Annotated in this window: 7 protein-coding genes; 3 read left to right on the top strand and 4 right to left on the bottom strand. The window is 70.2% G+C overall.

Going from position 1 to position 12,843, the window contains the following annotated elements:
* Window positions 1-119 precede the first annotated feature (119 nt).
* From trpS to QNJ67_01320, 3 genes are all read right to left on the bottom strand, one after another.
* On the bottom strand, window positions 120-1,148 hold the full coding sequence (gene trpS / locus QNJ67_01310; GenBank protein ID MDJ0607589.1) for a tryptophan--tRNA ligase: 1,029 nt from the start codon (window positions 1,146-1,148) through the stop codon (window positions 120-122).
* Between the two features lie 71 nt (window positions 1,149-1,219).
* Window positions 1,220-2,770 carry a murein biosynthesis integral membrane protein MurJ gene (gene murJ, locus QNJ67_01315; protein MDJ0607590.1) on the bottom strand — a complete coding sequence of 517 codons (1,551 nt, stop codon included), beginning with the start codon at window positions 2,768-2,770 and terminating at the stop codon, window positions 1,220-1,222.
* A gap of 183 nt (window positions 2,771-2,953) precedes the next feature.
* The gene (locus tag QNJ67_01320) at window positions 2,954-5,908 is read right to left on the bottom strand and encodes a [protein-PII] uridylyltransferase (GenBank protein ID MDJ0607591.1); all 2,955 of its coding nucleotides are present in this window, start codon (window positions 5,906-5,908) and stop codon (window positions 2,954-2,956) included.
* A 152-nt stretch (window positions 5,909-6,060) separates the two neighbouring features.
* Here QNJ67_01320 and tmpT point away from each other — a divergent pair, with 152 nt between their 5' ends.
* The gene (gene tmpT, locus QNJ67_01325) at window positions 6,061-6,705 is read left to right on the top strand and encodes a thiopurine S-methyltransferase (GenBank protein MDJ0607592.1); all 645 of its coding nucleotides are present in this window, start codon (window positions 6,061-6,063) and stop codon (window positions 6,703-6,705) included.
* A gap of 198 nt (window positions 6,706-6,903) precedes the next feature.
* Here the strand turns inward: tmpT and mutS are convergent, their stop codons facing one another.
* Window positions 6,904-9,528: a DNA mismatch repair protein MutS gene (mutS, locus tag QNJ67_01330; GenBank protein ID MDJ0607593.1), complete on the bottom strand. Its 2,625-nt coding sequence runs from the start codon at window positions 9,526-9,528 to the stop codon at window positions 6,904-6,906.
* 267 nt (window positions 9,529-9,795) lie between these two features.
* Here mutS and QNJ67_01335 point away from each other — a divergent pair, with 267 nt between their 5' ends.
* Window positions 9,796-10,314: a hypothetical protein gene (locus tag QNJ67_01335; protein ID MDJ0607594.1), complete on the top strand. Its 519-nt coding sequence runs from the start codon at window positions 9,796-9,798 to the stop codon at window positions 10,312-10,314.
* Between the two features lie 156 nt (window positions 10,315-10,470).
* On the top strand, window positions 10,471-12,762 hold the full coding sequence (locus tag QNJ67_01340) for an NADP-dependent malic enzyme (GenBank protein MDJ0607595.1): 2,292 nt from the start codon (window positions 10,471-10,473) through the stop codon (window positions 12,760-12,762).
* The last annotated feature ends 81 nt before the right edge of the window (window positions 12,763-12,843 follow it).

Consider the following 12,843-nt stretch of genomic DNA (forward strand, 5'->3'; position numbering starts at 1 on the left):
CGGAAGCTTACTGCCTGGAATCGCGAACGCCAATGGCCTGCCCGGGGGCGAGGCCGAAATTTTGCAATGGTTTCAGCAGGTCGCGGGCTGGAGCCCGGCCTTTTCTACGCAGGCGGGCGTCAGGGCCGCAGGAAGCCGACGATGTCCTTGACCTCCTGGAGGATCGGCTCGGCGATCGCCCGGGCACGCTCGGCACCGTCGGCGAGGACCGCATCGACGCCGGCCGGGTCGCCGACCAGCCGCTTCATCTCGGCGCCCACGGGCCCGAAGCGGGCGACCGCCAGGTCGGTCAGGACCGCCTTGAACTGGGAGAACTGGGCGCCCTCGAACTCGCCGACCACCTCGGCCTCGGTCCGCTCGGCGAGCGCCGCGTAGATGCCGAGCAGGTTGCAGGCCTCGGGCCGCTCGGCCCGGAAGGCCGAGCTGAACGCCCCCTTCTCGTCCAGGACCTCGGCCCCGGGCAAGGGGTGGGGGTCGGTCGTCGCCTTGCGGATTTTCTTCCGAATCGCGTCGGCGTCGTCTGTCATGTTGATCCGGCTCATCTCCGAGGGCTCGGACTTGCTCATCTTCTTGCTGCCGTCGCGCAGGCTCATGACCCGGGTGGCGGCGCCCAGGATCAGCGGCTCGGTCAGGGGAAAGAACTCGACGCCGAAGTCGTTGTTGAACTTCTGGGCGATGTCGCGCATCAGCTCGAGATGCTGCTTCTGGTCCTCGCCGACCGGCACGTGGGTCGCCTTGTAGACCAGCACGTCGGCGGCCATGAGGTTAGGGTAGACGTAGAGCCCGGCGCTCGCCTTCTCGCGGTTCTTGCCCGCCTTCTCCTTGAACTGGGTCATCCGGTTGAGCCAGCCGAGGCGCGCCACGCAGTTGAAGATCCAGGCCAGCTCGGCGTGGGCCGGGACCTGGCTCTGGTTGAATACGATGCAGCGTTCGGGATCGACGCCCGCGGCCAGGAAGCCGGCCGTCACCTCGCGGGTGCTGTGGCGCAGCTCGGCCGGGTCCTGCCACTGGGTGATGGCGTGCAGATCGACCACGCAGTAGATGCACTCGTAGTCGCCCTGCAGCGCGACGAAGTTGCGGATCGCGCCCAGGTAATTGCCGAGATGAAGATTGCCGGTGGGCTGCACGCCCGAAAAGATCCGCTTCATGGCCCCCGCGCCGCTTTTCCTGCCTGACTTCTGGCGAAGCCGCGCGGTTATCGCCGCTGGGCCGGAGGCGGTCAAGGGCGCCGGGAGACCAGCCCGCGGACGTCGGACAGGCTGGCCGCCCGGAGCAGCAGGACGAGCAGCCCGTAGAGCGCCAGCCCGCCGGCCACGAGCATCGCCAGCGCGGCCGCCTTGGACCAAAGGGCGCCGGCCAGCCAGCCCTGCAGCGCCTCGGCGCCGGCCCAGAGCCCGGCGCCCATGAGCCCGCTGGCCAGAACGATCCGCGGAATCCGCCGGATCAGCCGGGCGTCGAACACCAGGTGGCGGCGCTTGCCGAGGTGGAGCCCCAGAAGGAGCGTGTTGACCCAGGCGGCCGCGGCGGTCGCCAGCGCCAGGCCGACGTGGCCCCAGCCGAGCGGGAAGAACAGCAGCAGCGCCAGGACGATGTTGGTGGCGACCGAGACCGCGCCGTAGATCAGCGGCGTCTTGGTGTCCTCGCGGGCGAAGAAGCCCGGCTGCAGCACCTTGACCAGCACGTAGGCGGGCAGGCCGAGCGCGAAGGCCGCGAGCGCCACGGCGGTGGCCTCGCTGGCCGCCGGCCCGAAGGCGCCGTGCTGGAACAGCACGACGATGATCGGCTTGGCGATCACCGCCAGCGCGACCGCCGCCGGCAGGGCGAAGAGCAGGGAGAACTCCACGCCGCGGTTGAAGCTCGCCATGGCCTCGGCGTCTTCGCCGGCGCGCAGCTTGCGCGACAGGTCGGGCAGCAGGACGATGCCGAAGGCGATGCCGATCAGCCCCAGCGGCAGCTGGTAGATGCGGTCGGCGTAGTAGAGGAAGGAGACCGCGCCCTCCTGGAAGGTCGCGATGTTGGTGCCGACCAGGAGGTTGATCTGCAGCACGGCGGCGGCCAGCAGGCCGGGCCCCATGAGGGCCAGCAGCCGGCGCATGCCCGGGGTCAGGCGCGGGCGGCGTAGCCTCAGCTTCATGCCGGCGCGCCAGGCCGCGACCGCGACCACGGCGCACTGGGCGACGCCAGCCAGGGTGACGGTCCAGGCCAGCACCGGGCCTTCGTTGCCGACAAAGGGAATGACCAGCAGCAGGGCGGCGATCAGGAAGACGTTGAGGAGGATCGGCGCCCCGGCCGCCGCCTTGAAGCGGTAGAGCGCATTCAGCACCCCGCCGTAGAGCGCCATCAGCGCGATGAACATGAGATAGGGGAAGGTGATCCGGCTGAGCTCGACGCCGAGCGCGTACTTCGCCTCGTCCTGCAGGAAGCCCGAGCCGATCACCACGATGAACCAGGGCATGGTGACGATCACCACGACGGTCAGGACGATCAGCACCAGGGTGAGCAGCGCGAGCGCCTCTTCCGCGAAGTCCCGGGCCGCGGCCTCGCCCTCCTGCTCCAGGCGCCGGGCGAAGAGCGGCACGAAGGCCGCGTTGAAGGCGCCCTCGCCGAACACGCGGCGGAACAGGTTGGGCAGGCGGAAGGCGACGAAGAACACGTCGGCGACGACACCGGTCCCCAGGGTCTGGGCGATCAGGATATCGCGGACGAAGCCGAGGACCCGGCTGCCCGCGGTCCAGACGCTGACCGTCAGCATGTTCTTGAGAAGCGCCATAAGTGGAACCGCTTCGGTATGGACAGGCGAGCAGCGCCCTATGCGGCGCCATCACCCTTCGACAGGCTCAGGGTGAGGGTGATTCGCTTCCCAGAAAAGCGTCCTCATCCTGAGCTTGTCGAAGGATGACCGTGATCAAGGGCTCTTACCCTCTGACGGGATGATGCGCAAACTGTGGCGGGATCAGGACGCGGCGGCGGTCTTCCGGCGGGCCCTGGGCTTTGGTTTTGCGGCGGGGGGCTTGGCCGGTGCCTTCTTGGCGATGGGCTTCTTGGTGACGGGCGGCTTGACCTTGGCGTCGGGGGCGGCGGCGCGGCGCGCCCGCACCGGTTCCTTGGCGGCCGGCAGGCAGTCGGGCTGGGCGAGCGCTTCGAGCAGACGCTCGCGCAGCCGCTTGATCTTGGCCTCGCTCTCGAGCTTATCGCCCAGCGCGGTGTTGACGTAGAAGACGTCGACCGCGCGCTCGCCGTAGGTCGAGATCTTGGCGCTGTGGATGATCAGCTGCTGCTTGGTCAGCGCCAGGGTGACGTCGAACAGCAGGCCCGGCCGGTCGCGGCCGTTGACCTCGACCACGGTGTAGTCGGCGCTCGCCTTGTTGTCGATCAGCACCCGGGGCTGAACCTGAAACAGGCGGTAGCGGCTCGGCAGGGTCGAGCGGCGCTGGGCCAGCTCGCGGTCGGGGCGCAGGCGGCCGGCCAGGATCTGCTCGATCGAGGCGCTCAGCTTGGCGAGGCGGTCGGGACGCTCGAAGGGGCCGCCGGTGGCGTCGCGGACGTAGAAGCTGTCGAGCGCCATGCCGTTCCGGAGCGTGAAGATGCGCGCGGCGTCGATCGAGGCGCCGGCGACCGCGAGCGCGCCGGCGATGCGGCTGAACAGCCCCGGGTGGTCCGAGGCGTAGACCGTGACCTCGGTCGCCGCGCGGTAGCTGTCCAGCCGGGTCTCGACGGTGAGCGCCCGCCCCTCGCGCTCGGCTGCCCGGACCATCTCGGCGTGGCGCTGGTGGGTGTCGGTGTCGCAGGACAGCCAGTACTGCGGATAGCCCCGCGCCAGGTGGGCAGCGACGTCCTTCTTGGTCCAGCCGGTCAGGCGGTCCTTCAGGGCCTCCTTGGCGGCCTTGACCCGCCGCTGCCGGCCCTCCGTGGTCAGGCCGCCGGAGAGGTACTCCTCGGTGCGCCAGTAGAGCTCGCGCAGCAGCGCCGCCTTCCAGTTGTTCCAGGTGTTGGGGCCGACCGCCCGGATGTCGGCGACGGTCAGCACCAGGAGCAGGTTGAGCCGCTCGGTCGACTGCACCAGGTCGCCGAAGGTCTCGATCGTGCGCGGGTCGTCGATGTCGCGCTTGAAGGCCGTATCGCTCATGGCGAGGTGGTGCAGCACCAGCCAGGCGACGGTCTCGGTCTCCTCGTCGCTCAGGCCGAGGCGCGGGCCGAGCCTCTCGGCCACCTTGGCGCCCAGCTCGGAGTGGTCGCCCGGCCGCCCCTTGGCGATGTCGTGCAGCAAGACCGCGAGATAGAGCACCCGGCGGCTCAGCACCTTGTGCACCACCTCGCTGGCGATCGGCGCCTCCTCGGCCAGGCGGCCCCGCTCGATGCCGTGTAGGATGCCGAGCGCGAAGAGCGTGTGCTCGTCGACCGTGAAGGAGTGGTACATGTTGTACTGCATCAGGGCGACGACCCGGCCGAAGTCGGGGATGAAGCGGCCGAAGACGCCGGCCTCGTTCATGCGGCGCAGCGCCGGCTCGGGGTCCTTCTCGGCGGTCAGGATCTCCATGAAGATGCGGTTGGCCGCCGGGTCGCGGCGCAGCGCCTCGTCGACCCGGTTGAGGCTCTGGGCAATCCAGCGCAGCACCCGGGGGTGTATGTCCAGGTCGTGGTCCTGGGCCACCTTGAAGATGCGCAGCATCTCGACCGGCTTCTCGGCGAAGACTTCGGGGCCGGCGACGCTGAGCCGCTCGCCCTCGACCTTGAAGCCCGAGATCCGGCGCCGGCTCATCAGGCTCGGCAGCCGGAAGCGCGCCGCCCGGCTGTGCTCGGCCTCGAGCGCGGCGCAGAACACGCGGGTCAGGTTGCCGACGTCCTTGGCGACCAGGAAGTACTGCTTCATGAAGCGCTCGACGCCGCGCGCCCCGCCCTTGTCGCGGTAGCCCATGAGCTCGGCGACCGCGATCTGGCGGTCGAAGGTCAGCCGCTCCTCGGCCCGCCCCGCCAGGTAGTGCAGGTGGCAGCGCACGGTCCAGAGGAAGTCCTGGGCCTTGGTGAAGCGGCGGTATTCCCGCGCCGTGAAGACCCCGTGGCCGACCAGGCGCGAGAGGTCGTCGACCTTGTAGACGTACTTGGCGATCCAGAACAGCGTGTGGAGGTCGCGCAGACCCCCCTTGCCCTCCTTGATGTTGGGCTCCAGCGCGTAGCGCGAATCGCCCTGCCGCCTATGTCGGGTGTCGCGCTCGGCCAGCTTGGCCTCGATGAAGCCGATCGCGCCGCGCGCCTGGAACTGCTTCTGGAACCTCTGGCGGAGCTCCAGGTAGAGCCCCTGGTCGCCCCAGAGGAAGCGGCTCTCCAGCAGCGCCGTGCGGATCGTGACGTCGCCCTTGGCGGCGCGCAGGCACTCGTCCAGCGAGCGCACCGCCTGGCCGACCTTGAGGCCCAGGTCCCAGAGCAGGTAGAGCACGGATTCGATCACCTGCTCGCTGCGCGGGGTCATCTTGTAGGGCAGCAGAAAGAGGATATCGACGTCGGAGTAGGGCGCCATCTCGCCCCGGCCGTAGCCGCCGACCGCGATCATGGCCAGGCGCTCGCCCTCGGAGGGGTTGGCCAGCGGATAGTGCCGGGCCGCCTGGTCGTAGGCGGCGCGCAGGATCTGGTCGATCAGGAAGCAGTTGTCGCGGACCGCCCTGGCCCCGCCGCTGCCGGGCCTGGCGGGGCCGGCGGCAGCGCCCCCGGCCTCGAAGCGCCGGCGCACCTCGGCGCGCCCCGCCTCCAGCGCCGACCTGAGGCGCCCGAGCACCTCGGACCGCTCCCGGTCCGGCGGCAGCCCGGCCTCGGCCAGCGCGGCGAGCTCGGCCGACAGCGCCGCGCGGTCGATGATCCCGCGCCGCCGTTCGGCCTGCGGCCGCTTCGGGCGTTCTTTGGTCAGGGCGTCCATAGGCTCATTATGGCACGAAGTTGCTTCCGCGGATCTTTTCACGCAGCGGGCGCGAACGCGCAAGGGGCAGCCCCGGACCAGTTCCCGATTCTTGAAGCGCCGACGACCACGGCCCAAGTCCTGTCCAGTTCCAAGGGCGAGGAGGCGAGGCGATGGAAGCGGATTTCTGGCACGAGCGCTGGGAGACCAACCAGCTCGGCTTTCACGAGCGCGACGGCAACGCCATGCTGGTCGCCAACTTCCGCGCGCTCGGCCTGGCGCCAGGGGCCCGGGTCTTCGTGCCGCTCTGCGGCAAGACCCGCGATATCGCCTGGCTGCTCGCCCAAGGCCACCGGGTCGCCGGCGCCGAGCTCAGCAAGCTGGCGGTCGACCAGCTCTTCGAAGACCTGGGCGTCGCGCCCGAGGTCGCCGAAGCCGGCGACCTTCTGCACTACCGCGCGCCTGATCTCGACATCTTCGTTGGCGACATCTTCGCGCTCACCCGCGCGGCGCTCGGCCCGGTCGACGCGGTCTACGACCGCGCCGCCCTGGTCGCCTTCCCCGAGGCGATGCGCGGGCCCTACGCCGCCCACCTCCACGCCCTTACCGGCGGGGCCCCGCAGCTCCTGCTGTGCTTCGAATACGACCAGACCATCATGCCCGGCCCGCCCTTCTCCCTCGAGGAAGCGGAGGTGCGTCGGGTCCACGGCGCGAACTACGCCCTCGCCCCGGTCGCCAGCGCCGAGGTGAAGGGCGGCCTGAAGGGCAAGGCCCCGGCCCTGGAGACTGTCTGGCTGCTAAAGGCTTCCGTCGCGTAGAAGCCGAAAGTCGCGGCCCCAATCAATCGTGCTCCTCTTTGTCATTCGCGGGCGTGACCCGCGAATCCAGGGGTTGGTTCGACCACCATCGTCGCCGCCGTAAACCAACGCCTGGATGCCCGGATCAAGTCCGGGCATGACGAAATGGGGTGCGTCAGCATCGGGGGTCCCTTAGCAAAAACACGCGTTAAGCCCCCTCTACTCCCCCAGCAGCATCTTCAGCTCGTAGAGCAGGTCCAGCGCCTTCCGTGGCGTGAACTCGTCGGGGTTCAGCTCGGCCAGGCGTTGCTCCACCGCCGAGGGGCCGGCCGCCTGCGGTGCCGGTGCCTCGGGCCTCGCCGCGAAGAGCGGCAGGTCGTCGGCCAGGCGGGAGAGGGAGCCGGCCTGCTCGCCCTGCTCCAGGATCTTCAGCACCTCCTCGGCGCGATGGACCACGGCGGCGGGCAGGCCGGCCAGCTTGGCGACGTGGATGCCGTAGCTGCGGTCGGCGGCGCCTGCGGCAACCTCGTGCAGGAAGACCACCTCGCCCTGCCACTCCTTGACCCGCATGGAGCGGCAGGAGAGCGCGGAGAGGCGCGCGGTCAGGCTGGTCAGCTCGTGGTAGTGGGTGGCGAAGAGCGCGCGGCAGCGGTTGGCCTCGTGCAGGTGCTCGACGCAGGCCCAGGCGATCGAGAGGCCGTCGAAGGTGGCGGTGCCGCGGCCGATCTCGTCCAGGATGACTAAGGAACGGGCCGTCGCCTGGTTCAGGATGACCGCCGTCTCGACCATCTCGACCATGAAGGTGGAGCGGCCGCGCGCCAGGTCATCGGCCGCGCCGACCCGGCTGAACAGGCGGTCGATCACGCCGATCCGCGCCGCGCGCGCCGGGACGTAGCTGCCGGTCTGCGCCAGGATCGCGATCAGCGCGTTCTGGCGCAGGAAGGTGCTCTTGCCGGCCATGTTGGGGCCGGTCACCAGCCAGATCCGCTGGGCCTCGGCGAGGTCGCAGTCGTTGGCGACGAAGGGCTGGCCCTCGCCCGCCTCCAGCGCGGCCTCGACCACGGGGTGGCGGCCGCCCTGTATGGCAAAAGCCGTGCTTTCGTCGACCACGGGCCGGCACCAGCGGCGCTCCTCGGCCAGCTCGGCCAGCGCCGCCGTCACGTCGAGCTCGGCGAGCGCGCGGGCGGCCAGCGCGATATCTTCGGCGCGCGCCAGGACCTCGCCCACCAGGTCCTCGAAGAGCTTGAGTTCCAGGGCCAGCGCCCGCTCGGCGGCGGTCGAGATCTTCCGCTCCAGCTCGCCCAGCTCCACCGTGGTGAAACGCATAGCGTTCGCCATGGTCTGTCGGTGGATGAATTGGGACTCGACCCCAGCCGTCGTTAGCTTACCTGCGTTTTGAGCGGTCACCTCGATGTAGTAGCCGAGCAGGTTGTTGTGCCGCACCTTGAGCGAGGCGACGCCGGTCTCCTGGGCGTAGCGGGCCTGAAGGCCGGCGATCAGCTTGCGGCTCTCGTCGCGCAGGCCGCGCAACTCGTCCAGCTCCGGCGAGGTGCCGGGCGCGATGAAGCCACCGTCTCGCGCCTGCAGGGGCAACTCCGTTGCGAGGAATTTTGTCAGGCGCTCGACCAGGGTTTCGTGAAAGCCGAGCCCTGCCTTGACCGCCGCCAGACCCTCGGGCAGCGGCGGGAAGCTCTCTGCGGAGAGCAGCGCGCGCAGGGCCGCGGCCTGGGTCAGGCCATCGCGCACGGCGGCCAGATCCCGAGGGCCGCCGCGCCCCAGCGCGAGGCGCGAGAGCGCCCGTTCCAGGTCGGGGCAGGCTTTCAGGGCGATTCGCAAGTCGGACCGCAACGCGGTCTGTTCCAGGAGGTACTGCACCATGTCGAGGCGGCGCGCGATCTCCTCGGGCTGGGTCAGCGGCGCGGCCAGGCGCCCGGCCAGGAGGCGCCCGCCGGCGCCGGTCACGCTGCGGTCGATCACCGCCAGCAGGCTGCCCTTCCGGGCGCCCGACAGGGTCTGCGTGAGCTCGAGATTGCGCCTCGTGGCGCCGTCGATCTCCAGGACCGCGCCGGCGGCCAGGCGCTCGGGGCGCGCGAGCCGGGGCAGCTGGCCCTTCTGGGTCATTTCCACGTAGTCGAGCAGCGCCCCGGCGGCCGAGAGCTCGGCGCGCGAGAAGTCGCCGAAGGCGTCCAGCGCCGCGACGCCGTAGAAGGCCGCGAGGCGGCGCTCTGCGTTGGCGCTGTCGAAACGGGCCGAGGGCAGCGGCGAGAGCGCGGCGTTCCACTGGCCGAAGAGCTCTTTTAGCTCCGAATGCTGGAGCAGGCGTTCGGGCACCAGGACCTCGCCGGGCGAGAGCCGGGTCAGCGCCGCGGCCAGATCGCGGGGCACGGCGCCCTGAGTCTGGAACGCGCCGGTGGAGAGATCCAGCCAGGCGAGGCCCAGCTCGCCGCCCACGTCGCCCACGGCCAGCAGGAAGTTGTTGGCCCGCGACTCGAGCAGCTCGTCCTCGGTGATCGTGCCGGGAGTGACGAGGCGCACCACCTCGCGCTTCACCACAGCCTTGCTGCCGCGCTTCTTGGCCTCGGCCGGGTCCTCGACCTGCTCGCAGATCGCCACCTTGAAGCCCTGGCGGATCAGCTTGGAGAGATAGGCCTCGGCGGCATGAACCGGCACGCCGCACATGGGGATGTCCTCGCCCTTATGCTGGCCGCGGCGGGTCAGCGTGATGTCGAGCGCGGCCGCGGCCTTGACCGCGTCCTCGAAGAACAGCTCGTAGAAGTCGCCCATGCGGTAGAACAGGAGGCCCTCGGCATGCTCCTGCTTGATGCGCAGATACTGCGCCATCATCGGGCTGGCGCCGGCGGGAATCCCCGCGCCGCCGGCTGGCGTCGAGGATGGCGGCTTCAGGGGTTCGGACACGCTGGGTTCCAGATAGGCGGCGGCTGCAACTATCAGGCCTTTGGAAACGGCACCTTGTCGCCCTCGGGCTCGACCCGGGGGTCCAGTCTGGTATCAATAGAGGCGATCCTGGATTGCCCGGTCAAGCCCGGCAAGGGCAGCGGAGGACGAGCCGCCGGCAGCCGGCGGCTCGAAGCATCGGAGGTAATTGGCGCGATGTCGGATTCGAACGGAGACCAGCCCGCGGCGGCGGGCGAAACCCTGGAGCTCGTCGGCCGCTTCGCCGACCAGGAGTCGTTCCGCGCCGCGGTCGAGGGCCTGCGCGCCGCCGGCTTCGAGCGCAGCGACCTCTCGGTGCTCGACACCCACGAGTCGCTCTCGGCCAGCAAGTCGCCGCGCGAGGCCTGGCAGGAGACGCTGGCCGGCCTGGTCGGCGAGGTGAAGTACGTCGGGCCGATCACCACCGCGGGCCTGATCGCGATCGCGACCGGCCCGGTCGGCATGGCGATCGCCGCCGCCGTGGCGGCGGGACTGACCGGCGTGGCGCTGCGCGAGCTCTTGGCCGAGATCAGGGCGACGCCCCACACGGACGATTTCGCCCGGGCGCTGGAGGGCGGCGCCCTGCTGCTCTGGGTCGCGGTGGCGACGCCCGAGCACGAGGCCGAGGCGCGGCAGATCATGGCGCGCCACAACGCCGCCGACCTGCACACCCACCGGCGCGCGCCGGGCGGGTGAACAGGCACGCGCGGACTCGGCGGCGGCACGGCCGCCCTTTGCCCGCCCTTTGACGGACTCCGCCCCGCTCTCTAACATCGGTCGCGCGGACAAGGCGCGCGGCGCCGCCCGACAAGAAGGCCGCCGCACCCGCGTTCGGCGCGAGAGGTCCAGGAAATGAACGACGAAACCGCCGGCGGCGCCGAGGAGGCGCTGAAACGTGAAGCGCTCAACCTTCACGCCCAGGACCGCCCGGGCAAGCTGGAGGTCGTCGCGACCAAGGCGCTGACCACCCAGCGCGACCTCTCGCTCGCCTACTCGCCGGGCGTCGCCGCGCCCTGCCTCGAGATCCACCGCGATCCCAACCTGGCCTACGACTATACGACCAAGGGCAACCGGGTCGCCGTGATCTCCAACGGCACGGCCGTGCTCGGGCTCGGCAACCTGGGCGCGCTGGCCTCCAAGCCCGTGATGGAGGGCAAAGCGGTTCTGTTCAAGCGCTTCGCCGACATCGACGGCATCGACCTCCTGGTCGAGACCGAGGAGGTCGATGCCTTCGTCGACTGCGTGCGCTACCTGGGGCCCGCCTTCGGCGGCATCAACCTGGAGGACATCAAGGCGCCGGAGTGCTTCGTGATCGAGCAGCGCCTGAAGGAGCTGCTCGACATCCCGGTGTTCCACGACGACCAGCACGGCACCGCGATCATCGCGGCGGCCGGGCTGATCAACGCGCTGCACCTGACCGGCCGCAAGCTCGCCGGAACCCGCATGGTGATCAACGGCGCCGGTTCCGCCGGCATCGCCTGCGCCGAGCTGCTGAAGGCCATGGGCATGACGCACGACCAGGTGGTGATGTGCGACACCCGCGGCGTTATCTACAAGGGCCGCGGCGAGGGCATGAACCAGTGGAAGTCGGCCCACGCGGCGGACACCAAGGCGCGCAGCCTGGCCGAGGCGCTGGACGGCGCCGATGTGGTCTTCGGCCTCTCCGCCAAGGGCGCCTTCACCAACGACATGATCCGGTCCATGGCGCCCAAGCCGATCATCTTCGCCATGGCCAACCCCGATCCGGAGATCACGCCCGAGGAGGTCGCTGCCCTGCGCGACGACGCGATCATGGCCACCGGCCGCTCAGACTATCCGAACCAGATCAACAACGTGCTGGGCTTTCCCTACATCTTCCGCGGGGCGCTCGACGTGCGGGCGACCACGATCAACATGGAGATGAAGATCGCCGCCGCCGAGGCGCTCGCCGAGCTGGCGCGCGAGGACGTGCCCGACGAGGTGGCCGAGGCCTATTCCGGGCAGAAGCTGCGCTACGGGCCCGGCTACATCATCCCGGCCCCCTTCGACCCGCGCCTGATCGCGGCGGTGCCCAAGGCGGTCGCCAAGGCCGCCATGGACAGCGGCGTGGCGGCGCGGCCGCGCGACGACCTCGAAGCCTACGAGCACGAGCTCTCGGCCCGGCTCGACCCGACCGCGGCCAGCCTGCAGAACATCTTCGAGAAGGTGCGGCGCAACCCCAAGCGGGTGGTCTTCGCCGAGGGCGAGGAGGCGACCACGATCCGGGCGGCCCTGGCCTTCCGCCAGGCGGGCTACGGCACGCCGATCCTGGTCGGGCGCGAAGAGATCGTGCTGGAGACCATGGCCGCGATCGGCGTCGAGGCCGAAGGCTTGGAGATCCACAACGCCCGCAAGTCGGACCAGAACGCGCGCTACCGCGACTACGTCTACGAGCGCCTGAAGCGCAAGGGCAAGCTGCTGCGCGACTGCCAGCGCATGGTCAACCAGAACCGCAACGTCTTCGCCGCCTGCATGGTCGCCTTCGGCGAGGCCGAGGCCATGGTGACCGGCCTGACCCGCAGCTTCCGGGTCGCCTACGAGGACATCGCGCGGGCACTCGATCCGCAGCCCGGCCACCGGATCTTCGGGCTCTCGATCGTCGCCGCCCGGGACCGCACGGTATTCCTGGCCGACACCTCGGTGCACGAGGAACCGAACCCGGCCCAGCTCGCCGACATCGCGATCCAGAGCGCGGCCCACGCCCGGGCCATGGGCCACGAGCCCCGCGTCGCCTTTCTCAGCTTCTCCAACTTCGGCAACCCCCTGCGCGAGAAGACGCGCCACCTGCGCGAGGCTGTCGAGCTGCTCGACGGGCGCGACGTCGATTTCGAGTACGACGGCGAGATGCAGGCCAACGTCGCGCTCGATACCGAGCTGCAGCGCCAGCTCTACCCCTTCTGCCGCCTCTCGGGTCCGGCCAACGTGCTGATCCTGCCCGGTCTGCACAGCGCCAACATCGGCGCCAAGCTGCTGCAGCGGATCGGCGGCGCGACGATCATCGGCCCGCTCCTGATCGGGCTGGACAAGCCGGCGCAGATCGTGCCCCTCGGCGCCAACGTCAACGACCTGGTCACGGCGGCCGCCCTGGTCGCCCACGAAGCGATCGAGACCAAAACCAAGCCGTAGCAGATATCTCGCATTCACCGCCGCGGGCCTGCGGGGAGCGCCGCAGGTCGATGGATTGTGCGATCGCTGCGGGAAGCGGTA

It is taken from the genome of Kiloniellales bacterium, from assembly GCA_030064845.1.
Taxonomy (GTDB): domain Bacteria; phylum Pseudomonadota; class Alphaproteobacteria; order Kiloniellales; family JAKSDN01; genus JASJEC01.